Annotated in this window: 17 protein-coding genes; 10 read left to right on the top strand and 7 right to left on the bottom strand. The window is 71.4% G+C overall.

Features of this window, described 5'->3' with window-relative positions; translation table 11 throughout:
* Positions 1-11: 11 nt before the first annotated feature.
* The 3 genes from ABZ848_RS13115 to ABZ848_RS13105 form a co-directional block, all read right to left on the bottom strand.
* Positions 12-719 carry an ester cyclase gene (locus tag ABZ848_RS13115; RefSeq protein ID WP_360829982.1) on the bottom strand — a complete coding sequence of 236 codons (708 nt, stop codon included), beginning with the start codon at positions 717-719 and terminating at the stop codon, positions 12-14.
* Positions 720-820: 101 nt separating this feature from the next.
* Positions 821-1,594, bottom strand: a complete 774-nt coding sequence (locus tag ABZ848_RS13110; RefSeq protein WP_360829979.1) for an SDR family oxidoreductase — start codon at positions 1,592-1,594, stop codon at positions 821-823.
* A gap of 94 nt (positions 1,595-1,688) precedes the next feature.
* Positions 1,689-2,357, bottom strand: coding sequence for an MOSC domain-containing protein (locus ABZ848_RS13105; protein WP_360829976.1), 669 nt, complete (start codon positions 2,355-2,357; stop codon positions 1,689-1,691).
* An 80-nt stretch (positions 2,358-2,437) separates the two neighbouring features.
* Here ABZ848_RS13105 and ABZ848_RS13100 point away from each other — a divergent pair, with 80 nt between their 5' ends.
* Complete coding sequence (locus ABZ848_RS13100) at positions 2,438-3,349, top strand: LysR family transcriptional regulator (protein WP_360829973.1); 912 nt, start codon at positions 2,438-2,440, stop codon at positions 3,347-3,349.
* Between the two features lie 102 nt (positions 3,350-3,451).
* Here ABZ848_RS13100 and ABZ848_RS13095 read toward each other — a convergent pair whose 3' ends face one another.
* Entirely contained in the window at positions 3,452-3,781 is a 330-nt protein-coding gene (locus ABZ848_RS13095) for a WhiB family transcriptional regulator (RefSeq protein ID WP_360829970.1), read from the bottom strand.
* 381 nt (positions 3,782-4,162) lie between these two features.
* Between ABZ848_RS13095 and ABZ848_RS13090 the strand changes: the two genes are divergently transcribed.
* The 4 genes from ABZ848_RS13090 (at position 4,163) to ABZ848_RS13075 (ending at position 8,545) form a co-directional block, all read left to right on the top strand.
* Positions 4,163-4,774, top strand: a complete 612-nt coding sequence (locus ABZ848_RS13090; RefSeq protein ID WP_003948568.1) for a response regulator transcription factor — start codon at positions 4,163-4,165, stop codon at positions 4,772-4,774.
* 277 nt (positions 4,775-5,051) lie between these two features.
* A complete protein-coding gene (locus ABZ848_RS13085) occupies positions 5,052-5,639 on the top strand; it encodes a sigma-70 family RNA polymerase sigma factor (protein ID WP_242772277.1) in 588 nt (195 codons plus the stop codon).
* A gap of 173 nt (positions 5,640-5,812) precedes the next feature.
* On the top strand, positions 5,813-7,315 hold the full coding sequence (gene guaB, locus ABZ848_RS13080) for an IMP dehydrogenase (protein WP_360829966.1): 1,503 nt from the start codon (positions 5,813-5,815) through the stop codon (positions 7,313-7,315).
* A 105-nt stretch (positions 7,316-7,420) separates the two neighbouring features.
* On the top strand, positions 7,421-8,545 hold the full coding sequence (locus ABZ848_RS13075) for a GuaB3 family IMP dehydrogenase-related protein (RefSeq protein WP_360829962.1): 1,125 nt from the start codon (positions 7,421-7,423) through the stop codon (positions 8,543-8,545).
* Between the two features lie 681 nt (positions 8,546-9,226).
* Here ABZ848_RS13075 and ABZ848_RS13070 read toward each other — a convergent pair.
* Both ABZ848_RS13070 and ABZ848_RS13065 read right to left on the bottom strand, forming a co-directional pair.
* The gene (locus ABZ848_RS13070) at positions 9,227-9,793 is read right to left on the bottom strand and encodes a hypothetical protein (RefSeq protein WP_360829959.1); all 567 of its coding nucleotides are present in this window, start codon (positions 9,791-9,793) and stop codon (positions 9,227-9,229) included.
* Positions 9,794-9,927: 134 nt separating this feature from the next.
* On the bottom strand, positions 9,928-11,136 hold the full coding sequence (locus tag ABZ848_RS13065) for a nucleotide sugar dehydrogenase (RefSeq protein WP_360829956.1): 1,209 nt from the start codon (positions 11,134-11,136) through the stop codon (positions 9,928-9,930).
* A 262-nt stretch (positions 11,137-11,398) separates the two neighbouring features.
* Here ABZ848_RS13065 and ABZ848_RS13060 point away from each other — a divergent pair, with 262 nt between their 5' ends.
* The gene (locus ABZ848_RS13060) at positions 11,399-13,105 is read left to right on the top strand and encodes a glycerol-3-phosphate dehydrogenase/oxidase (protein WP_360829953.1); all 1,707 of its coding nucleotides are present in this window, start codon (positions 11,399-11,401) and stop codon (positions 13,103-13,105) included.
* A gap of 123 nt (positions 13,106-13,228) precedes the next feature.
* Here ABZ848_RS13060 and ABZ848_RS13055 read toward each other — a convergent pair whose 3' ends face one another.
* Entirely contained in the window at positions 13,229-14,338 is a 1,110-nt protein-coding gene (locus ABZ848_RS13055) for a serine hydrolase domain-containing protein (protein ID WP_360829951.1), read from the bottom strand.
* Positions 14,339-14,719: 381 nt separating this feature from the next.
* Here ABZ848_RS13055 and ABZ848_RS13050 point away from each other — a divergent pair, with 381 nt between their 5' ends.
* The 4 genes from ABZ848_RS13050 to ABZ848_RS13035 all read left to right on the top strand — a co-directional run bounded on the left by ABZ848_RS13050 (position 14,720) and on the right by ABZ848_RS13035 (position 23,968).
* Positions 14,720-17,068 (top strand): serine/threonine-protein kinase, encoded by a 2,349-nt coding sequence (locus ABZ848_RS13050; protein ID WP_360829948.1) that lies wholly within the window; start codon positions 14,720-14,722, stop codon positions 17,066-17,068.
* Positions 17,069-17,225: 157 nt separating this feature from the next.
* Positions 17,226-20,471: a protein kinase gene (locus tag ABZ848_RS13045; RefSeq protein WP_360829944.1), complete on the top strand. Its 3,246-nt coding sequence runs from the start codon at positions 17,226-17,228 to the stop codon at positions 20,469-20,471.
* Between the two features lie 131 nt (positions 20,472-20,602).
* A complete protein-coding gene (locus ABZ848_RS13040) occupies positions 20,603-22,291 on the top strand; it encodes a serine/threonine-protein kinase (RefSeq protein ID WP_360829941.1) in 1,689 nt (562 codons plus the stop codon).
* Between the two features lie 69 nt (positions 22,292-22,360).
* Positions 22,361-23,968 carry a serine/threonine-protein kinase gene (locus tag ABZ848_RS13035; protein WP_360829938.1) on the top strand — a complete coding sequence of 536 codons (1,608 nt, stop codon included), beginning with the start codon at positions 22,361-22,363 and terminating at the stop codon, positions 23,966-23,968.
* The last annotated feature ends 58 nt before the right edge of the window (positions 23,969-24,026 follow it).

Raw genomic sequence — 24,026 nt, 5'->3', positions numbered from 1 at the left:
TGGCTGCCGTCCTACTGCTCAAGCCCCTCAAGGGCGCCCAACTGGGCCATCAGCCCCAGTCGGTCGTACTCCCACCAGGCCTCGACGATCTTCCCGTGCTCGCCGAAGCGGTGAGTGGTGACGCCGGTCATGGACACCTTCTTCCCACTGGCGGGAATCCCCATGAACTCACCGGTCTGAGTCGCGTTCCAGGTCCACCGGGTACACACCCGGTCCTCCTGGGCGATCTGATCCTGGATGTCGAACTCGAACTCGAATCCACTGCGCCACATCCCGATCTCGCGCCGCAGGGCATCCATCCCGATGGTGTCCTGCTCGTTCGAGGGATCGTGGTCGTGGTAGTTCTCGGCGACCAGGTCGTCCAGCGCCGGCAGCTCGCCGGAGACGGCGATGGTCTCGAAGAACCGCCGCGCGTTCTGCGCGTACAGCTGCTCGTCCCGCACGACGTCCAGATCCGTGAAGGTCGGCATCTCGTCACAGAGCGCGACCATCTCCCGGAATATCTTGTCCGTCTCGGGAAGATTGGAGTTCCGCATGGCCTCCTCGTACGACGGAAACTCCACGATCTCGATGAAGTGCGACGCGTCGGACCGGTCCTTCCCGATCACGTTGTGCGTCGCGGTCCGCTTCCCCTTGGTCTGCTCGACCCACGTGTCCATCAGCCGATTCATGTCGTCGAACCGACTGGTCCTGCAGTCGATGATCTGAACGAAGGTCATGGCGCCACCTCCGGTCCGCCTGGGTCCGGCTGGGTCCGGCTGTACGCCACCATTTTCCCACCGAGGGGCCGCGGGGGCGCGCCACGCGGTCCCCATCCCGCTTACTGAGGCCCGTACTTCCGCCCGGTCCGAGACGTAATCCCACCCAACAACCCCCTGGGCGCCACCTTCACGATCCCCATCAACGCCTTGTACCGCGGATCCGGAATCGACAGCGACTTCCCCCGCGCCAGATCGCTCAGCGCCGCCGCCACCAATTTGTCCGCGTCGAGCCACATCCAGCCCGGGATGTTGTCCGTGCCCATTCCGGCGCGCTGGTGGAATTCCGTGCGGACGAAGCCGGGGCAGAGGGCCATCAGGCGTACGCCGGTGCCCGCCAGGTCCTTCGCCGCGCCCTGCGTGAACTGGACGACCCAGGCCTTCGACGCGCCGTACGTGCCGCGTGGCACGAAGGCGGCGACGGACGCCACGTTCACGACCCCGCCCCGGCCCCGCTCCCGCATCGCCTCCGTCGCCGCCGACGTCAGCCGCAGTACCGCCTCGCAGTGGACCTTGAGCATCTTCAGCTCGTCGGCCATGGAGACGTCGAGATAGCGGCCCTTGTTGCCGAAGCCCGCGTTGTTGATCAGCAGGTCGACCGGGTTCTTGCGGTCGGACAGACGGGCGGCCACCGTCTCGATGCCGGTGTCCGTCGCGAGGTCGGCCGTGAGGACCTCCGCCTCGATGCCGTGCCGGTCGTGCAGTTCGGTCGCCTGGTCGCGCAGTCGCTTCGTGTCGCGGGCGACGAGCACCAGGTTGTGCCCGTCGGCAGCCAGCCGCCGTGCGAACGCGGCGCCGATGCCCGCGGTCGATCCCGTAATCAGAGCCGTTGTCATGGCCCAAGGGTAGTTACCCGGATTGTGGGAATCCGATCTCTGCACACGGCCCGACGGTGGTGAAGCAACTGGGGAGACCCGGTCTGGCGGGATGTCAGGCGCCGTACTTCGCCACGTACCTGCGCGCCGCCTCCAGCTCCTCCGGGTGCAGTGCCGCGCCGGCCGCCAACACCCTTGGCAGCAGCTCCCGTTCGGTCGTCGACGCCCGGAACGCGAGCCCCACCGTCACCTCGTGGTCCGGCCGGTGCACGGTCTCCACCGGGTCGCCGGCCCGGATCTCGCCGGGCACGATCACCCGCAGGTACGCCCCCGAGGCCCCGCGGCGCGTGAACCGCTTCACCCAGCCCTTTTCGCCCAGATGGCCCTGGAAGGTACGGCAGGGAATCCGGCCGGACGTGACCTCCAGGACCACCTCCGCCCCGATCCGCCAGCGCTCGCCGATCAGCGCGCCGGTGATGTCGAGGCCCTCCGTGGTGAGGTTCTCGCCGAACGAGCCGTTCGGCAGTGCGCGGCCCAACTCGCGCTCCCACTCGTCCAGGTCCTCGCGCGCCACCGCGTACACCGCCTGGTCGTCACCGCCGTGGTGGCGCCGGTCGCAGACCGAGTCGCCGGCCAGCCCGCTCCCCGCGAGCCCCTTGGGCCCGGGCGCCGCCACCCGCACCGGGCCCGCGACCGGCTGCTTGTCGATGCCGGTCAGGCCCTCGGGGTGGTCCGTGTAGGGCGCGGCCGTCGCCCGGCCCAGGTTCACTGACAGAAGCCTCATGGCCGCACGGTAGGCGATCGTCGCCCAAAGTGTCGACGCGGTATTCGGCGTCGTATCAAAGCCTCGCTTATTCTCGACACGTGCTCGAAGCCCGTCATCTCCGCGTCCTGCGCGCCGTCGCCACCACCGGCTCCTTCTCCGCCGCCGGTCGCGAACTGGGCTGCACCCAGCCCGCCGTCAGCCAGCAGATGAAGGCCCTGGAGGCGTCCGTGGGCACCCCGCTGCTCGTCCGCAACGGGCGCGAGATGCGGCTCACGCAGGCCGGCGAGGCCCTCGTCCGGCACGCGGGCGGCATCCTCGCCGGTCTCACCGCCGCCGAGGAGGAGATCGCCGCGATCGCCGGGCTGCGCGCCGGGCGGGTGCGGCTGGTCTCCTTCCCCAGCGGCAGCTCCACCCTCGTACCGACCGCCCTCGCCGCCCTGCGCGCCGCCCACCCCGGCACCCGCGTCTCCCTCGAAGAGGCCGAACCACCCGCGTCCGTCGAGATGCTCCGCGCGGGGGAGTGCGACGTGGCGCTCGCCTTCCGGTACGAGGGTGCGGCGGGCGCGGGCGGCGAGGAGGGGGAGTGGGAGGACCTGGTGGTACGGCCGCTGCTGACCGACCGGCTGGTCGGGCTCGTGCCCGAGCGGCACCGGCTCGCGGACGCCGGGGCCGTCGCCATCGGCGAGCTCGCGCGCGAGTCCTGGATCGCCGGATGCCCGCGCTGCCGCGGTCAGTTGGTGGAGGTGTGCGAGGCGGCCGGCTTCACCCCGCGCATCGACTTCGCCACCGACGACTACCCGGCCGTGGTCGGCCTCGTCGGCGCCGGTCTCGGCGTCGCCGTACTCCCGCAGCTCGCCATCGAGTCCGTACGGCCGCGCCACGCGCGCGTGCTGACGCTCCGCCCGGCGGTGCGGCGGGAGATCGTGGCGCTCACCCTGCCCGACCTGGCCCGGGTACCGGCGGTCGCGGCCACGCTGGAACAGCTCGGCCGCGCCGCCGCCCGGCAATGAAGGGCAATGAAGGGCAATGAAGAAGGGCACGCGCGCGTGCCCTTCTCGGTGGGAGCTCGGGGTTCTGGGAGCTCGGAGTCGCTGGAACGCAGAAACGTTCCTTCAGTTGTTCGAAGCGCTCTCCCCGCTGGTGGCCCCCGCCGACACCAGCCGGTTCCGCGCCCGACCCATGAGCTCTTCGCGCTCGTCCTCGGTCAGGCCGCCCCACACGCCGTACGGTTCTCTGACCGCCAGCGCGTGCGCCGCGCACTGCGCGCGCACCGGGCACCTCATGCAGACCTCCTTGGCCGAGTTCTCGCGAGCGCTCCGGGCCGCGCCACGCTCGCCCTCCGGATGAAAGAAGAGCGAGCTGTCCACCCCGCGACAGGCAGCCAGAAGCTGCCAGTCCCAAAGGTCCGCGTTCGGTCCGGGAAGGCGGGAGAAATCTGCCATTACGTGACCCCTTGTAGCCGTTCTGAGCGGATACGGTGCCCACGACCGTACATCTACGATCTAAGGAGATGAAAATATGACTCATTGCGAATCTAGCCTCAGACACCAGCAGATGGGAAGAAATGGGGCTAAATGGGGCACTGGTTGTGATGAAACATTGTGGGTCCGCCGCGCGTGCCTGCACCGTGTCCGCACCCTCACGTAGAGTGCCGAAGATGGCACAAAGCCCCGTAACTCTTTCGAGTGACCATCGTTGAGAGTGCGGAGGCGGTTGAAGCAACAAGTGCTCGGGCTGGTGTCCGAGACGGTCGACCGCACAGGTGACGATTTCGTACCAGCCTGGAGGCTCAAGGTGACGTGCATCAGCTGCGGAGGGCGGCCATGACATCCGTCCTCGTCTGCGACGACTCCCCGCTTGCCCGAGAGGCGCTCCGCCGCGCGGTCGCGACCGTGCCCGGCGTCGAGCGCGTGACGACCGCGGCCAACGGCGAGGAAGTCCTCCGCCGCTGGGGCGCGGACCGTTCGGACCTGATTCTGATGGACGTACGCATGCCCGGACTGGGCGGCGTCGAGACCGTGCGGCGGCTGCTGTCCGCCGACCCCGGTGCGCGCATCATCATGCTCACCGTCGCGGAGGACCTGGACGGGGTCGCGCTCGCGGTGGCCGCCGGAGCGCGGGGCTACCTCCACAAGGACGCCTCGCGTGCGGAGTTGCGGGCGACCGTCACTCAGGCGCTTGCCGACCCGACTTGGCGGCTTGCTCCGCGTCGGCTGCGGTCTGCCGAGATGGGGGCGGCGCCGACGCTCACCGCGCGGGAGATCCAGGTGCTCGAGGGTATGAGCCACGGTCGGTCCAACGCGGAGATCGGGCGGGAGCTGTTCCTGTCCGAGGACACCGTGAAGACGCATGCTCGGCGGTTGTTCAAGAAGCTGGGTGCGTCGGACCGGGCGCATGCGGTGGCGCTTGGCTTCCGGTGGGGCCTCGTTCGTTAGCCCAATGGGGTGCCGCCCTTTGTCCTCTGGCGGCTGCGGGTGCGTTGTGGCTGGTCGCGCAGTTCCCCGCGCCCCTTTGGGGCGCGGGTCTTGGCGCCCGGTGCTTGTTTCGGCGCCGATGCCGCATCCTTGAGGTGTGGAGTCTCTCGGGGACGAGTCGGTCGAGCGGAAGGGGAGGGCGCAAGGGATGAGTTCCGGCGCACCTGCTCATAACGCTTCGGTGCACAACATCGGACGCGGTGCCACGGACCGCAACGCCGCAAGGCACCATGGACCGATGCGCGACGACGAGGCGGCCAAAGCCGTAGGGGCGATCGGTGCACTCGTCCATCGCGCCGTCGACGGGGACGAGCAGGCCACGCATGACCTGCTCGCCCATGTCCACCCCCTGGCGCTGCGGTACTGCCGCACCCGGCTGTCCCGGCTGCCGGGCGACGCCCGGCACTTCGTGGAGGACCTCGCGCAGGAGGTCTGCGTCGCCGTCCTCCTCGCCCTGCCGCGCTACCGCGACACCGGCCGGCCCTTCGAGGCGTTCGTCTTCGCCATCGCCGCGCACAAGGTCGCCGACCTTCAGCGGGCGGCGATGCGGCACCCGGGCTCGACCGCCGTGCCCTCGGACGAGATGCCGGAGCGGCCGGACGACTCGCTCGGCCCGGAGGAGCGCGCGCTGCTCAGCAGCGACGCCGAATGGGCCAAGAAACTGCTGGCCAACCTGCCGGAGAACCAGCGGGAGCTGCTGCTGCTGCGCATCGCCGTGGGGTTGACGGCGGAGGAGACGGGTCAGATGTTGGGAATGTCACCCGGGGCCGTACGGGTGGCGCAGCACCGGGCGCTGAGCCGGCTCAGGGCGCTGGCGGAGCAGTAACCCCTGTGCGGTGGGCGCCTTTTTCGGCCGGGCCTGCCTTCTTTGAACAGGCCGCCCGGGGATTCCGTACGAACATACGAAGCCCGAGGTCATGCGGAACCGTGGAATTTGATGGCTGCGCTTCCCGTTAGCATGGACATCCGCACCGATCAAGGCCATTTGGGGAAGGTGTCATGACTGCGAACGTCGACGGAGTGCCCGGAAAATTCGCGACACTCGGGCTGACCTACGACGACGTGCTGCTGCTGCCGGGAGCGTCCGAGGTGCTCCCGAACGCGGTCGACACCTCGTCCCGCATTTCCCGCAACGTCCGGGTCAACATCCCGCTGCTCTCCGCGGCGATGGACAAGGTGACCGAGTCCCGCATGGCGATCGCGATGGCCCGCCTCGGCGGCGTCGGCGTCCTGCACCGCAACCTCTCCGTCGAGGACCAGGTCAACCAGGTCGACCTGGTCAAGCGGTCCGAGTCCGGCATGGTCACCGACCCGATCACCGTGCACCCCGAGGCCACGCTCGCCGAGGCGGACGCGCTGTGCGCGAAGTTCCGCATCAGCGGCGTCCCGGTCACCGACCCGGCCGGCAAGCTGCTCGGCATCGTCACCAACCGCGACATGGCCTTCGAGTCCGACCGCAGCCGCCAGGTCCGCGAGGTCATGACGCCGATGCCGCTGGTCACCGGCACGGTCGGCATCTCCGGCGTGGAGGCCATGGAGCTGCTGCGCCGCCACAAGATCGAGAAGCTTCCCCTGGTCGACGACTCCGGCGTCCTCAAGGGCCTGATCACGGTCAAGGACTTCGTCAAGGCCGAGAAGTACCCGAACGCCGCCAAGGACGCCGAGGGCCGCCTGCTCGTCGGTGCCGCCGTGGGCGCCAGCCCCGAGGCCCTGGAGCGCGCCCAGGCGCTCGCCGAGGCCGGCGTCGACTTCCTGGTCGTCGACACCTCGCACGGCCACAACAGCAACGCCCTCAGCTGGATGTCGAAGATCAAGTCCAGCGTGTCCGTCGACGTCATCGGCGGCAACGTCGCGACCCGCGACGGCGCGCAGGCCCTCATCGACGCCGGTGTCGACGGCATCAAGGTGGGCGTGGGCCCCGGCTCCATCTGTACGACCCGTGTCGTCGCCGGTATTGGCGTCCCGCAGGTCACCGCGATCTACGAGGCCTCCCTCGCCGCCCGCCCGGCCGGCATCCCGCTCATCGGTGACGGCGGCCTCCAGTACTCCGGCGACATCGGCAAGGCGCTCGCCGCCGGCGCCGACACCGTGATGCTGGGCAGCCTCCTGGCCGGCTGCGAGGAGTCGCCCGGCGAGCTGCAGTTCATCAACGGCAAGCAGTTCAAGTCGTACCGCGGCATGGGCTCGCTCGGCGCCATGCAGTCCCGCGGCCAGGGCAAGTCGTACTCGAAGGACCGCTACTTCCAGGCCGAGGTCGCCTCCGACGACAAGCTCGTGCCCGAGGGCATCGAGGGCCAGGTGCCCTACCGCGGCCCGCTGTCCAGCGTCCTGCACCAGCTCGTCGGCGGTCTGCGCCAGACCATGGGCTACGTGGGCGCGGCCACCATCGACGAGATGGAGTCCAAGGGCCGCTTCGTCCGCATCACCTCGGCGGGCCTGAAGGAATCGCACCCGCACGACATCCAGATGACGGTCGAGGCGCCGAACTACAGCAGCAAGTAGTCGCACGCGCGCGTAGAGGCGGTCCCGGAAGCATCCGGGGCCGCCTCTGTCGTACCCGTCGGCGATACTGGAAGACGCTGAACGCATCAGGGAAAGGCCACAGACGTGACTGAGATCGAGATCGGGCGCGGCAAGCGCGGCCGCCGGGCGTACGCCTTCGACGACATCGCCGTCGTCCCCAGCCGCCGTACGCGGGACCCGAAGGAGGTCTCGATCGCCTGGCAGATCGACGCCTACCGCTTCGAGCTGCCCTTCCTGGCCGCCCCCATGGACTCGGTCGTCTCCCCGGCCACCGCGATCCGCATCGGCGAGCTCGGCGGCCTCGGCGTCCTGAACCTCGAAGGCCTCTGGACGCGGTACGAGGACCCGCAGCCGCTGCTCGACGAGATCGCCGACCTCGACGCCGAGACCGCGACCCGCCGTCTCCAGGAGATCTACTCCGCCCCCATCAAGGAGGAGCTGATCGGCGCGCGCATCAAGGAGGTGCGCGACTCCGGCGTGGTCACGGCGGCCGCGCTCTCCCCGCAGCGCACGGCGCAGTTCTCCAAGGCGGTCGTCGACGCGGGCGTGGACATCTTCGTCATTCGCGGTACGACGGTCTCGGCGGAGCACGTCTCCGGCTCGCACGAGCCGCTGAACCTGAAGCAGTTCATCTACGAGCTCGACGTCCCGGTGATCGTCGGCGGCTGCGCCACGTACACGGCGGCCCTGCACCTGATGCGCACCGGCGCGGCGGGCGTCCTGGTCGGCTTCGGCGGCGGCGCGGCGCACACGACGAGGAACGTGCTGGGCATCCAGGTCCCGATGGCCACGGCGGTCGCGGACGTGGCGGCGGCCCGGCGTGACTACATGGACGAGTCCGGCGGCCGGTACGTGCACGTGATCGCGGACGGTGGCGTGGGCTGGTCCGGCGACCTCCCCAAGGCGATCGCCTGCGGTGCGGACGCCGTGATGATGGGCTCCCCGCTCGCCCGCGCCACGGACGCGCCGGGTCGTGGCCACCACTGGGGCATGGAAGCCGTCAACGAGGAACTGCCGCGCGGCAAGAAGGTCGACCTCGGCACGGTCGGCACGATCGAGGAGGTCCTCACGGGCCCGTCGCACATCCCGGACGGCTCCATGAACTTCTTCGGCGCGCTGAAGCGGGCGATGGCGACCACCGGATACAGCGAGCTGAAGGAGTTCCAGCGCGTCGAGGTGACGGTGGCGGACTCGCAGCACAAGCGGTAGGGGTTACGGCTGGAAGGGGGCCGGTCACCTGAGGGGTGACCGGCCCCTTTCGTGTGCCCGGGGCTTGCGCGGGGCGCGTGGGGTGGTGTGGGGGCGTGCGGTTGTGTTCAGGGCGGAAATGGCCTGGTCGACGGGTCTTGGGCGGATAGCGTCTGTGTTGGCGCTCCGTTCTTTGGGGCGCCCCCTTCCAAGGAACACGGTCCGGACCTTGTAGCCCGGGGCCCGGCCCGGTTCCGATGGGCCGTCCACCGGGTCAATGGGCGGCGTCGTGGAAGGGGGCGCGCCCATGGGCCGTCACCGCAAGCCCACTCGCTGGGATCGCATTCGGCTTCGGCTGGTGAAGTTCCGGAGGAGGTGGATCTTGCGGATCCACGGAAGGTGAGCGGCCACCCCTACAAGAACTAGGGGTGGACACTCCGTTCACTTTCAGGAGCCCGCTGCAGTGCCCTCTGCGGTGGGCTCCACCTTGTCGGTGTGATGGTGACCGGCCGTCCCTATAGAGAGTAGGGGCGGACACTCCCTGATCCATCCACGAGCCCGCCGTAGTACCCGCTACGGCCGACCCCACCTGTCTCCGTAAGGTACCCGCGCCGCGCCCCGCATGCCACCAGCCCCGGAGCCCGTCGCACCCGCGCGCCCCCCTTCACAATCAACGCGCCACCCCGCCCCGCACGGGCGGCGTCAGACCGCCGCCTTCTTGGCGCCGGTGAACGCGACATACGCGGCGATCGCGAAGAACACGAACGTCAGCGGGTCGGCGTCCGCCTTCCAGGCCTCCTGGACGACGTCGAAGTGCTGGAAGAAGACCTCGGTGAAGCTGAGCGAGGTCTCCTTGGCGCCGATCATCGCCTCGCCGACCAGCTGGCCGATGTAGACGGAGCCGAGGGACAGGACCGCGCTCGCGACCGGCAGGACCGGGTTGCGGCCGCCGACGCGGCCCGCCGCGAGGCCGACCAGGAAGCCGACGCCGACCGCCGCCCAGCCGATCTCGTGCTTGGTCAGGCCGATGATCGCGCCGTAGACACCGGCGGCGACCACGGCGGCGACGAGGGCCGCCCCCAGACCGAGGCCGACGTTGTTCTTCGCCGGGGCGGGAGCGACGGGGGCGTACGGCACATCGGGCACCGGGGGCGGCGGTACGGCGGCGCCCTGCTGCTGCGCGTCCGGCGCGCCGTCGGCGGCCTGCGCGTACGGGTTGCCGTCGACCGGCTGGGGCTGCGGCTGCGGCGGCGGAACTGACTGGGTCATGACAGAGATCCCCCCACGGGATGGAACAAGCGGAATGGTGAAGCTCAGATGCGTGCGCACGAGTGTGCGACGAGTGAGGGGAGACTAACAGGTGGGTGTGACACTGCCACCAGCGAATTCGACGTCAGCGGACCTCAGAGACGGTGGGCCGCACCGGTAGGTGTCGTTCCCCTTGTGTCCAGCAGGAGTTGGGCCTTCACCGACAGACCCTGCAGGTCGTACGTGCGGTGGTGCTGGAGCAGGATCGTCAGGTCGGCGTCGGCCGCCGCCTCGTAGAGGGAGTCGGCGCGCGGGACCGGGCGGTCCAGGACGTTCCAGGACGGGACGTGCGGGTCGTGGTAGCTGACCTGGGCGCCGAGCTCCATCAGGCGGATCGCGATCTCGCGCGCGGGAGTGGCCTGTTGGTCGGCGAGGTCGGGCTTGTAGGTCACGCCGAGGAGGAGGACGCGGGCGGCGCGGGCCGACTTGCCATGCTCGTTCAGCAGGGTGGCGGCGCGCTGGACGACGTAACGGGGCATCTGGCTGTTGACCTGCTGGGCCAGTTCGACCATGCGCAGGGTGCGGCCGGCCGGGCCGGTCAGGTCCTGGGGGAGGGCGTGGCCGCCGACGCCGGGGCCGGGGCGGAAGGCGTGGAAGCCGAAGGGTTTCGTCTCGGCGCAGCGGACGACGTCCCAGAGGTCGACGCCGAGGTCGTGGCAGAGGACGGCCATCTCGTTGACGAGCGCGATGTTGACGTGCCGGAAGTTGGTCTCCAGGAGCTGGACCGTCTCCGCTTCGCGCGGTCCACGCGCGCGTACCACCTTGTCGGTGAGGCGGCCGTAGAAGGCGGCGGCCGACTCGGTGCACGCGGGCGTGAGGCCGCCGATCACCTTGGGGGTGTTGGCGGGGGTGAAGTCGCGATTGCCGGGGTCGACCCGGCTGGGGGAGTAGGCGAGGTGGAAGTCGCGCCCCGCGCGGAGCCTCGAACCCTCTTCGAGGATCGGCCGGAGCAGGTCCTCGGTGGTGCCGGGCGGGACCGGGGATTCGAGGATGACGGTGGTGTGCGGGCGCAGGTGCGCGGCGAGGGTGCGGGCGGCCGACTCCACCTGGGTGAGGTCGAGGCCGCCGTCGGCGCCGCGCGGGGTGGGCGCACAGATGACGGCGGTGCGCACACGGCCGAGCTCGGCCGGGCCGGTGGCGTGCCGGAAGCCCCCCGAGAGCATCCGGCGCAGGTCGGCCGCGCTCAGCGAGCCGGGCTCGGGGCCGGTCTTGTAGCCGACGGTGGGGATCCCGGCGGCGACGGCCGCCTGGGCGAGGGGCAGGCCGAACGGGCCGAGTCCGATGACGGCGAGATCTGCGGGCATGGCGTGGGCCGTCCTTCCCAGTAACCGAAGCGGGACAGGTGCGCAAGCCCTGTGGACAGAACGAGCGAGCGCAATGTCAGACTAGGAGTAAATATGACCGATTTGCGGGATTGGTTCGTCGAGTTTCCGTGAGTGTTGTCCACAGGCTGGGGGTGAGTGGTGGCTGAAGTCGGGCAAGCCGGTCAGAATTTGGGCATGGGGGAGAGGGAACGGGCTTCGCCCGACGGGTGCGGCCGGCGCTACCGATAAGCAGGAGGCAGCGGTGAGGACAGCGACACTGGGGCCGGCGCAGCGCGCCGAGGCACTGGCGGGAATGGCCGAGCGCGAGCTGGACGTGCTGGTGGTGGGCGGCGGCGTGGTCGGTGCGGGCACCGCCCTGGACGCCGTGACACGCGGCCTGGCCACCGGTCTGGTGGAGGCGCGCGACTGGGCGTCGGGCACCTCCAGCAGGTCCAGCAAGCTGATCCACGGCGGCCTGCGCTATCTGGAGATGCTCGACTTCGCACTCGTACGGGAGGCGTTGAAGGAGCGCGGGCTGCTGCTGGAGCGGCTCGCCCCGCATCTCGTGAAGCCGGTGCCGTTCCTGTATCCGCTCCAGCACCAGGGCTGGGAGCGCCTGTACGCCGGTTCGGGCGTCGCGCTCTACGACGCCATGTCGATGGCCCGCGGGCATGGGCGGGGCCTGCCGACACACCGTCATCTGAGCCGCCGTCACGCGCTGCGGGTGGCGCCCGCCTTGAAGAAGGACGCGCTGGTCGGGGCACTGCAGTACTACGACGCCCAGATGGACGACGCCCGCTATGTGGCCACCTTGGTGCGCACGGCGGCGGCTTACGGCGCGAAGGTCGCCAACCGTGCGCGCGTGACGGGCTTCCTGCGCGAGGGCGAGCGGGTCGTCGGCGCGCGCGTGCAGGACGTGGAGGCGGGCGGCGAGTACGAGATCCGCGCCAAGCAGGTCGTCAACGCCACGGGCGTGTGGACCGACGACACCCAGGCGATGGTGGGGGAGCGCGGGCAGTTCCACGTCCGGGCGTCCAAGGGCATCCACCTGGTCGTGCCGAAGGACCGCATCAACTCCTCGACCGGCCTGATCCTGCGCACCGAGAAGTCGGTCCTCTTCGTCATCCCCTGGGGCCGCCACTGGATCATCGGCACCACGGACACCGACTGGGACCTCGACAAGGCCCACCCGGCCGCGTCCAGCGCGGACATCGACTACCTCCTTGAGCACGTGAACTCGGTGCTCTCGGTGCCGCTGACCCGGGACGACGTACAGGGCGTGTACGCCGGTCTGCGGCCGCTGCTGGCCGGCGAGTCCGACGCCACCAGCAAGCTCTCGCGTGAGCACACCGTGGCGCATCCCGTGCCGGGGCTTGTCGTCGTGGCGGGCGGCAAGTACACGACGTACCGGGTGATGGCCAAGGACGCGGTGGACGAGGCGGTGCACGGGCTCGACCTGCGCGTCGCCGAGTGCGTGACCGAGGACGTGCCGCTGCTGGGCGCCGAGGGGTATCGGGCGCTGTGGAACGCGCGGGCGCGGATCGCGGCGCGGACCGGTCTGCACGCGGTGCGTGTGGAGCATCTGCTGAACCGTTACGGCTCGATGGCGGAGGAGGTCCTCGACCTCGTCGCCTCCGACTCCTCCCTGGGCGAGCCGCTGCAGGCCGCCGACGACTATCTGCGGGCCGAGGTCGTGTACGCCGCCTCGCACGAGGGTGCGCGGCACCTGGACGACGTGCTGACCCGGCGCACCCGCATCTCCATCGAGACGTTCGACCGGGGGACGCGGAGTGCCCGCGAGGCCGCGGAGCTGATGGCGCCGGTGCTGGGCTGGGACAAGGACCAGATCGAGCGCGAGGTCGAGCACTACGAGAAGCGGGTGGAGGCGGAGCGGGAGTCGCAGCGGCAGCCGGATGACCTGACGGCGGATGCGGCGCGGTTGGGGGCGCCGGACATCGTGCCGTTGTAGTGCGGCGGGGACCCGGGCGGACGGCGGCTGCGGTGTCTCCCGGTTGGGCTCGTGCTGGGGCGGTCCGGCGGTTCACTCGAACGGGTGTCGTGGAGCGGGATCTTCGTTCGGGGACCGGGCGTTCTACGAGGTGCGGGGGCAGAACTCGGCGGCGAGCAGGGCCGGTTCGAGGTCGGGGTCTGCGATCGCCGTCGTGTTCACCCGGAAGGTGAGGACGCGACGACCGTCCACGGTGGCCGCGGTGCGCACGTAGCTGCCGGTGATACGGCCGTTGTGCCCCCACACCGTGATGCCGCACGACAGCTTCTGAGGAAACAGGCCCATGCCGTACAGGCCGTGTGCGGTACGGGTGTCGAGCATCTCGCGCAGCCGGCGCGGGGGCAGCAGCTCACCGCCGAGCAGCGCCGCGTAGAAGCGGTCCAGGTCGGCGAGGGTGCTCACCAGCTCGCCCGCGGCCCCGGCCACCCGCGGGTCGAGTTCGGTGACGTCGGTTCCGTCGGCGGCGTAGGCGCGGCCGTGCGGGGAGGGGAGAGAGGTGCGGGAGCCGGGGAAGGAGGTGCCGGTCAGACCCAGCGGAGCGATGATGCGCCGCTCGGCCTCGGTGGCGTACGAGCGGCCGGTTACCTGGCGGATGACCATGCCGAGCAGGACGTAGTCGGTGTTGGAGTAGTGGTAGCGGCCGAGGTCGGTCGGGGGGTGGGTGAGGGCGATGCGTACGGCTTGAAGCGGGGAGAGGGGGACGACGCCCTTGGTGTCGACGGTGAAGTCGTAGAGGCCGCTGGTGTGGGTGAGCAGGGCGCGCAAAGTCATCGTCCGGCCGTCGTTGCCGGCGCCACGGACCAGGCCGGGCAGGTGCTGGTCGACGGTGTCGTCCAGTGACAGGCGGTGTTCGGCGGCCAGTTGGAGGACGACGGTCGCGATGAAGGTCTTGGTGATGCTGCCGGCGCGGAAGTGGTCGGCGCGGGCGATGCCTTGGCCGGCCTGGGCGTAGTGGGTGGTGACGGGGGCGGGCTCTGTGCCGGTGTTCGGTTCCTCGCGGGTGAGGAGGGCGGCGGCGGGGGCGTGGCCCTGGGTGGTCAGGAGCCTTAGGAGCGTGTCCGTGCTCGGCGCCGGGGAAGGGGAGGCGGCGGCCGGGGCAGGGGCTGAGGTCGGCAGTTTGGTGGTGGCCGCTTGGGCGAGGGCCAGCAGGGTCAGGGACACCGGCACGGCCAGGAGTGTCCTCAGCGACGGCATCGTGGGGGTCCTTCCTCGTTGCGGGCCATCATGCAGGGTGGAGCTGTGTGGCTCGCTTCCGGGATGGGGGCGGGCAGGCGGGGGCTGTTCCCGCGAGGCCGGGGGCGGACATACGTGGGCCGTCTCCCCGGAAACGGTCGCGGATCTGTGGGGGCTGTCCTCGGGTCGGCGGTGGATCCGGGTGGGCTGTCCTCGGGGACCGAGGCTGAGTGGGGGCTTTGAGGTGGTTGTGCGGGTGTGTTCGTGCAGGCGTGGGTGACCGGGGCGGTGTCGAACCGTTGTCCGGGACCTCGTGCGGGAACAGGGGCACCCTAGGCGTCGGGCACTTGTCGGGTGAGGGACAATGGAGGCTCTGTCAGGGCGGGTTGTATGAGGGGACGCATGTCGGAGGCGGAGCGGGCGGGCACATCTCGTCAGGACACTCGTCAGGACAAGAACGAGCGTCTTCTCGCCGGGCGGTACCGGTTGGGAGGGGTGCTCGGCCGCGGAGGCATGGGCACGGTGTGGCGGGCCGAGGACGAGACCCTGGGCCGGACGGTCGCCGTCAAGGAGCTGCGGTTCCCGTCGAACATCGACGAGGACGAGAAACGCCGGCTCATCACACGGACGCTGCGCGAGGCCAAGGCGATCGCGCGGATCCGCAACACCAGCGCGGTGACGGTCTTCGACGTGGTCGAGGAGGACGACCGGCCCTGGATCGTGATGGAGCTCGTCGAGGGCAAGTCGCTGGCCGAGGTCATCCGGGAGGACGGCCTGCTGGAGCCGAAGCGGGCGGCGGAGGTGGGGCTCGCGATACTCGACGTGCTGCGTTCGGCGCACCGCGAGGGCATCCTGCACCGTGACGTGAAGCCGTCCAACGTGCTGCTGGAGTCCGACACCGACCGTGTCGTGCTCACCGACTTCGGTATCGCCCAGGTCGAGGGCGACCCGTCCATCACCTCGACCGGCATGCTCGTCGGCGCGCCCTCCTACATCTCCCCGGAGCGGGCCCGCGGGCACAAGCCGGGCCCCGCGGCCGACCTGTGGTCGCTCGGCGGGCTGCTGTACGCGGCGGTCGAGGGCGTGCCGCCGTATGACAAGGGGTCGGCGATCGCGACGCTGACCGCGGTGATGACGGAGCCGCTGGAGGAGCCGAAGAACGCGGGGCCGCTGAAGGACGTCATCTACGGGCTGCTCACCAAGGATCCGGCGAAGCGGCTGGACGACGCGCGGGCCCGGGCGATGTTCAACGCGGTGATCCACGCGCCCGAGCCGAAGCCGGCCGAGCCGGAGCCGCCGGCGGACGCGACCCGGGTCGTGCCGATCCCGGCGCAGCCCGACGGGCCTTCGGGCAAGGGGAGTTCGGGCGGCTCCGGTGGCAAGCGGGGCGAGGAGGCGGCGGAGAAGCTGCGCGGGGCGCTGCGTTCGATGCGCAAGGCCGCGGGGGCCGCGGGGGCGGTGGCCGGATCGGCGGCTGTGTCCCGGGGCAAGTCGGCGGGCGGCAAGGCGGGTTCGGAGACCGGCGGGAGTGCGTCGGGTGGGGCGGCCGGGGCGGGGGTGCGGACGGGGGCTGGTTCCGGTTCGGTGTCCGGTTCCGGGGCCGGGTCCGGTTCTGGTTCTGGTTTGGGTTCTGGTGGTAAGGCGGCGGGCTCGGGTTCCGCGGCTTCGGGCTCCGCTGCGGTGGCGGGGGCGGCTTCGTCGGCGCCGTCCGCTCCGCCTGTGCCGCCGGCCAGGTCTGGTGGTAAGCCGGTGTCGGCGTCGGCGGCTCCGGTGGGTTCTTCGACGTCCGCGGGTGCCACCAAGGGATCGTCCGGCTTCACGTCCTCCTCCGGGTCCACCTCTTCTGCGGCTGCCTCCGCCACGCCTTCCTCCTCGGCCTCGCCGTCTTCCGCGGGCTCCGCCAAGGGGGCCGCGGGCGGGGCGAGTTCGGGCTGGCCCAAGTTGGCGCCGCCGGATCTGCCGGAGCTGCCGCCGCGGCCCGTGCCGAGGGCGCCGCTCACCGATGTGGTGCCGAAGCGGACCTTGGTGATCATCGCGGTGGTCGTCGCGCTGGCGGTGCTCGGGACCGTGCTGGCGATCACGCTCGGCGGGGACGACGGCAAGGACTCCGACGGGGCGAAGGGCAGCGGTGGCAAGGCCGTTGCGAGCGCGTCGGCCAGTGCCGACACCAAGGAGGACAAGAGCGGCGGGACCCAGACGGACAGCGGCTCGACGGCTTCGCCCGGGGCCGCTGCGGGCGGGAGCACGCCCAGCAACAGCCCGTCCGCGTCCGGCGCCAGCGGTGCGGGGGTGGACGGTTCGTCCGGTGGCAGCGCGGTCGAGAAGACGTACAAGGGCGGTCAGGGGTACTCGATCGGGTTGCCCAAGGGCTGGAAGTACGAGTCGACGGGGGCGGCGGGGGACCGGTTCACCGGGCCCGACGGGCAGAAGCTGCTGGTCGCCTGGACCAGTACGCCCAAGGGTGATCCGGTGGCCGACTGGAAGAACCAGGAGCGCTACATGACGCGCTCGCAGTACCGGAAGATCCGAATAGAGGCGGTGAGCTACCGCGGCTGGAACACGGCCGACTGGGAGTTCACCTATGTGGAGAGCGGGACCGAGTACCGGACGATCGACCGGGGGTTCGTCGTCAACAGTCATCTCGGGTATGCGCTGATGTACACCGCGAAAGCGGCCAATTGGGGCACCGAACTTCGTAAGGACACGTGGAAGACGCTCGCGAACACGTTCGAGCCCGAGTCGTCGAAGTAACTGTGCGTGTTTGAGGAATGAGATCCGGCATCCGCTCTTTGCAGGTTGCCTCCGGCACGTATCGTGAAGGCTTGCGGACCGTACGCATCCGGGTATGCGTCCGGAACGGGGCACAAGGCGAACGGAATTGACCAACCGGGCGGCCGAGGGAGGCAATGTGGACGACTACGCGGGTCGGGTTCTCGCCGACCGCTACCGCCTGCCGCTGCCGCCCTCCGACGAGTACGAACTCACGGAGACCCGCGCCTTCGACACGTACAGCGGGCAGGAAGTCCTCGTTCGGCAGGTGCCGTTGCCGGAGGTCGTCGAGGCGGAGGTGCTCGACGCGGAGGGGCTGCCCGACGGGTTCACGGCGCGTGAGCCCCGGGAGCGGGGGGCTCGGCGGTCGCCGACGCGTACGGGGCCCCGCCGGCCGACGGATCCCGCGGTGCGGCGGGCGGTGGAGGCGGCGCAGGCCGCGGCGCGAATACCTGACCATCCTCGGCTGGACCAGGTCTTCGACGTGTTCGCCGAGGGTGGGTCGCTGTGGATCGTGAGCGAGTTCGTGGCGGCGCGGCCGCTGGCGGCGTTCCTCGCGGAGAAGCCGCTCACGCCGTATCGGGCGGCGGAGGTCGCGTCCGATGTGCTGATGGCGCTGCGGGTGTTGCATGCGCATGGCTGGGTGCACCGGAACATCACCGCGCGCACGGTGCTGATCTGCGACGACGGCCGCGTGATGCTGACGGGCCTGGCGGTGGGCGCGGCGGAGGAGGCACTGTGCGGCTACGACCCGGTGCCGGCGCCGGAGGGTGACGGCGAGGTCGGGGGCGGGAGCGGTGCGGGTGGCGGTGCCGGGGGCCCTGGAGGGCACGGCGGCGGTGCCGGCGGTACGTTCGGTGGCGGCCCTGGCGGCGGTGCTCTGGGGCATGGGGGGCCCGGTGGCTTGTCTGCCGGCCCCGGCGGAAGTGGTGTTGGCGGCGGGCCTGGTGGCCGTGGGGGATACGGCGGTGGTGGCGTCGGCGGTATGGCCGGTGGCCCCGAGGGACGCGGCGGGGGTGGCCCCGGTGGCTCCGTCGGCGTAGGCGGGTCGCAGGACTTCGTGGCCCCGGGTGGTATGGATCCCGTGGCTGCTCGGAGTGCTGCCATCCGGGCGCGTTCGGCCGGTGGGTTGCCGAGTGCCGAGACGGATTCGGGGCACGGGAGTGGTGGGGCGGGGGCCCACGTGCCCAAGGCCCTTACCAGCGGCGGTGACGTCAGGGCGGCGCGAGCCGGGGCCATCGCCGCGTATCGGGCGGGCGCCCGGGCAGCGGCCAGGGTGCAGGAGGCGCAGAACGGACGGGCGGCGCTGCCGGGTGCGCGCCCGGCGCCCGAGGGTGGGGTCGGCGCGACCGGCAACGGTGCGGGGCAGGCGTATCCGGGTGGTGACGGCGGTTTCGGGAGCCAGGCCAACGGCTCGGCCCAGGCCCACCCGGGCGGCGACAGCAGCTTCGCGGGACAGGCCAACGGCTCGGCGCTGCAGCCGTATGCGCCCGGTGAGGGCGGGGTCGGCCCGGCCGCCAACGGCACGGCACAGCCGTACACCTCCGGTGAAGGCGTGCAGGATGCCCGCAGTAGCGTCACGCCGCCGGGGCAGATCGCCGACCCCTATGGCGTGGCCGGTACCTCCTGGCACGGGGCCACTCCGCGTGGCGGTGCCGGGAACGCCGGCGCGTCTGCCGGGGCCATGGGCAACGGCCCCGCCGACCTGGACACGGCACCCCCGACCGGCCTTCCCGGCTCGAACTTCGGTGGGAATCCCGCACCCGGTTCCCCGGCCCCCGGCTTCGGTGGGAATCCCGCACCCGGTGTTCCGGCCCCCGGCGCCGGTGGCACTCCGGCGACCGGCATGCCCGTCCCCGGCTTCGGTGGCGCTCCCGCGACCGGCATGCCCGCCTCCGCCCCAGGCGATGCCCTCGCCGACCCCGCCTCCCCCTTCAACGCACCCCCCTCAAGCACCCGTATGCCCAAGGGCTTCGACGCGCCCCACGCCTCAACCTCAGCCCCCGGCCACGCTCCTGCTCCCCCCACCCCCGCCCTCGAAGCCCCCTCCGCCCCCCAACCCCCCACCCGCTGGGACGACTTGGTAGCCGGCACCCCCGCTCCGCCCCGAGGCCCCGCCACCGCGCTCGCCGCGGAGCGGGCGCGGCAGGCGCGGATGGCTGTCGTCGGCCCCGTCACCGAGCGTTGGGCGCCCGAGCAGGCCGGGCCCGTGCATGAGAACTGGCAGTTGGCGGCGCCGATCGGGCCCGCCACTGATCTGTGGGCGCTGGGGGCGCTGCTGTTCCGGGCCGTGCAGGGGCATGCGCCTTATCCCGAGGAGTCGACCGCCGAGCTCGTGCAGATGGTGTGTGCCGAGCCGCCGGCCTTCGCCGAGGAGTGCGGGCCGCTGCGGCCGGTCGTGGAGTCGTTGCTGCGTCAGGATCCCACCGAACGGCTGGAGTTCGAGGAAGTCAGGGGTTGGCTGCGGTCCCTCGTGCGGTCCGCGCCCGAGCCCGACGCCGGGGCGCACGTCGTCGCCGCCCCGCCCGCCGACGCCAGCCGGCTGCCCGTCGTGCGGCGGCGCGGTGAGCTCGTGCGGCGGCGCAAGGCAGGGCTGCCCGCGACCACCCCGCACGGCCGCCACAAGCGGGCCAAGGAGCAGGCGGGCTCGCCCCGCAAGCTCGGCCGGACGCTCCTCCTGCTCATCCTCCTTCTGCTCGCGGGCGCGATCGCGTACGCCATGCTCTTCATGCCGAAGGCCGGGCAGGACAGCGGCGCGAGCGGGGAGGACAGGACCGGTGCCGCCGGGCAGGTCAGTCCCGCGCCCGAGCAGTCCGACCAGAGCGCCAGTAGTCAGCCGCAGCCCGATCAGTCCTCGTCCAAGGCCGCTGACAGTCCCACTCCCTCCAAGTCGGCGGGGGCCACACAGACGCAGACCACCGATCCCGACGTCGGCGCCGGGTTCACCCTGCGCAAGGACCCCGAGGGCTTCCAGGTCGCCGTCGCCAAGGGCTGGTCGAGGGCGGGCAGGAACAGCTGGAACCAGATCGTGTACTCCAAGGGCGACTTCGAGCTGATCGTCGTGCCGGGCCGGGACGGTGCCGTGACCTACGGCAGCGACCCGATGGCGTACCAGCGCGACGAGGAGCACGAGCTGCAGCCGTACCGCAGCTCCAGCTGGGCCACCGCGACTGGGCTGCGGACCATCACGGTGGGCACGCGGACCATGGCCGAGGGACAGTTCACCTGGACCGACGGCAGCGGGCGCGACCTGTACGTGCGCAACCTCGCGATCCTGATCGACGGGCGCTACCACGTCGTACAGGTGCGTGGTCCGGAGTCCCAGCGCGACGAGGTGACGAAGCTGTACGAGCAGGCTTACGCGACGTACACGTACACCGGCTGACAGTCACCCGGTCATCCTCGGGAAGCGACAACCGTCACAGTGCTGTCTCCATGGGACCCCGCCGGTTCCCTGGACGGGGGGCGATCCTTAGTCTGACCCTGTCAAGACCATTGCGGGGCAACGTGAATCAGATGCAGGGCCAGCTTGTCGCGGGCCGCTACCGGCTCGCCGACTCGATCGGCAGCGGCGGCATGGGCCGCGTGTGGCGCGCACACGACGAGGTGCTGCACCGGGCCGTCGCGATCAAGGAGTTGACCGCCGCGCTCTACGTCTCGGAGAGCGACCAGGAGCGGCTGCTCGCGCGCACACGCGCCGAGGCGCGCGCCGCCGCGCGCATCAACCACTCCGCCGTGGTGACCGTCCATGACGTGCTCGAACACGACGGGCGGCCGTGGATCGTCATGGAGCTCGTCGAGGGCTACTCGCTCGCCGACGCGGTCAAGGAGCGCGGCCGCGTCGAGCCCGCCGAGGCCGCCCGGATCGGGCTGTGGGTGCTGCGTGCGCTGCGCGCCGCGCACACCGCGGGAGTCCTGCACCGCGACGTGAAGCCCGGCAACGTCCTCATCGGCCACGACGGCCGGGTCCTGCTCACCGACTTCGGCATCGCCCAGATCGAGGGCGATACGACGATCACGCGCACCGGCGAGGTCGTCGGCTCCGTCGACTACCTCGCCCCCGAGCGCGTCCGCGGCCACGACCCGGGCCCCGCCTCCGACCTGTGGGCGCTCGGCGCGACCCTCTACACCGCGGTGGAGGGCAGGTCGCCCTTCCGCCGCACCTCGCCGCTGTCCACCATGCAGGCGGTCGTCGAGGAGGAGGCCGGCGAGCCCCGGTACGCCGGTCCGCTCGGGCCCGTCCTCGGCGCGCTGCTGGCCAAGGACCCGGCCGAGCGCCCCGACGCGACCCAGACGGAACACATGCTCGCCGAGGCGGCCGAGGGCCGCCGCTCGCACTCGGCGCAGGCGTATGTGCCGACGCAGTACGGGGGTTCGCGGTACGAGACGGGGAGCGCCAGTACAGGCCACACCGGTACGAACGGCTTCGGTGGTACGGGGACGCCGTACCCGCCGGTGACCGGGCCGACGGCGGCCGGGCCGACCGGCATGGGCGGTCCGGGCCACCCCACGAGCGTCAGCCCCGCGCCCGCGCCCGCCCCGAAGCGCCGGCGCCTGCGCACCGCCCTCCTCGCGCTCGCCCTCGTCGTGATCGTCGGCGGCGGCGGGGCCGTGGCGTACCAGCAGTGGGACCAGAGCCGGGACTCGGACGCTTCCGGATCCGGTGGCACGTCCGCCTCGCAGAGCCCGACTCCGTCGAACTCACCGACCACGAACGCGAACGGGAACGTTCCCGCCGACTGGAAGCGGTACGACGACCCCTGGGGCTTCAGCGTCTACCTGCCCAAGGGCTGGGAGCGCAAGGTCTTGGGTGTCGACGGCGACCTCAGGCAGGTCGACTACACGCCGGACGGCGGCGACCACTTCGTCCGGATCGCCATCGACACCTCGCCGGACTTCGCCGACGCCTACTCCCACCAGCTGAACCTGGAGGGGCAGATCAGCCAGCGCTTCGCGGACTACCACAAGGTGCGGCTGGAGAAGAACACCTACCGCGACCGTCCCGGCGCCATCTGGGAGTACACCTTCACGCAGGGGCAGGGCGCCGACTTCCCCGGACCGCGCCGCGCGGTCGAGGAGACGTACATGTCCGCGGAGGGCACCGAGTACGCGATCTACATCTCCTCGCCCGCGAAGGACTGGGCGACCACCAGCAAGCAGTTCAAGTCGGTGCTGCAGGGCTGGCAGGAGAAGACCGAGCAGTAACGGGCCGTCCGCGCGGTTGGCCGGTCGCCGTCCCGGAGCCCGTCTCTCCGGTGCGGCATGATGGGGCGCATGGGGACCGAGGGGGCAGGCGTCCGCGTCATCGCGGGCCGGTATCGGCTCGAATCGCGGCTGGGCCGTGGCGGCATGGGCGTGGTGTGGCGCGCGACCGACGAGTTGTTGGGCCGGCAGGTGGCGGTCAAGGAGATCCCCCTCGACCTCGACGACGCCCTGTCGGAGGAGGAGGCCCGGCGTCAGCGTGACCGGACCCTGCGCGAGGCGCGGGCCGTGGCGCAGCTCCGGCACCCGCACATCATCGTCGTGCACGATGTGGTCGAGGAGGACGAACGGCCGTACATCGTCATGGAGTTGATCGACGGAGGCTCGCTCGCCGACCGGATCTCCGCGCGTGGGCCGGTCAGCGCGGACGAGGCCGCCCGGATCGGGATCGGGCTGCTGAGCGCGCTGCGCACCGCGCACGCCGCCGGTGTCCTGCACCGGGACATCAAGCCGGCCAACGTCCTCGTGGAGTCCGGCTCGGACCGGGTCGTGCTCACCGACTTCGGCATCGCCCAGGTCGCGGGTGCCACGACGCTCACCGAGACCGGGTCCTTCGTCGGCTCGCCCGAGTACACCGCGCCCGAGCGGATGTCGGGCGCCCGTACCGGGCCGGAGTCCGACCTGTGGTCGCTGGGCGCGCTGCTGTGCACGGTGCTCAGCGGTGAATCCCCGTTCCGGCGCGACTCGTTGGGCGGCATCCTGCACGCCGTCGTCTTCGACGAGATCCGCCCGCCCGTGCAGGCCGGGCCGCTGCTGCCCGTCGTACGAGGGCTGCTGGAGCGTGATCCGGACCGGCGGCTGGACGCGGCGCAGGCCGAGCGGATGCTGCGCGCCTTCCGCGACACCGGCCGCACCCCGCAGCCGCCGCCCGGCTACACCCCGACCCAGCGGGACGTGCCACGCCCGCCGACACCCACGCCGACTCCCGCGCCCTCGCCCACGGTCGAGACCCGCCGCTCCACCCGGGGCGTGCTGATCGCCGCGCTGCTGGTCGCCGCGACGGCCGGGGCGGGCGTGTCGGCGGCGGCGCTGCTGATGAACCGGGACGACGGGGGCGGGGACGGTACGCCGACCGGTTCGAGGACGGGTACGTCGATAAGCGCGTCGCACTCGCCGACGTCACCCACGCCCACCCCCACACCGACCCCCACCCCCTCCGTCACCGCCACCCACCCCTCCGCCCCCTCCGGCTACCGCGTCGCCGACGACCCGGCCGGCTTCTCCCTCGCCGTACCGGAGGACTTCACCCGCAAGCCCCAGGGCGAGCGCGTCTTCTACATGTCGCCCGGCGAGACCTTCCGCCTCGGCATCAAGCTCGCCGACCCCGATCCGGACGGCCCGCTCGCCGTGATGCGCCGCTCGGCGGCCGCGGGGCCGGACAGCAACCCCGGTTACCACGACGGCCGGGTCACCTCCACCACCCACGACGGACACCCGGCCGCGCTCTGGGAGTTCACCTGGAACGGCTTCAGCACCGCCGAGGGCCCCCGGCACACCTACGACCTGTGCTGGGAGGAGGACGGCCGGATGTACGACGTGTGGGTGTCAGCGCCGGTCGGGAAGGTGCGGGAGGCGAAGGAGTACTTCGACGTCGCGGTGGACACCTTCGCGGGCACGTAAGGATGGTCACGGGTCTGTGACCGGAAAGCGTTCCTGGTGGATACGGGAGCGGTTGCCG

It is taken from the genome of Streptomyces sp. NPDC047081 (genome assembly GCF_040643775.1).
Taxonomy (GTDB): Bacteria; Actinomycetota; Actinomycetes; order Streptomycetales; family Streptomycetaceae; genus Streptomyces.
This window is presented reverse-complemented; position numbering and strand designations above follow the sequence as displayed.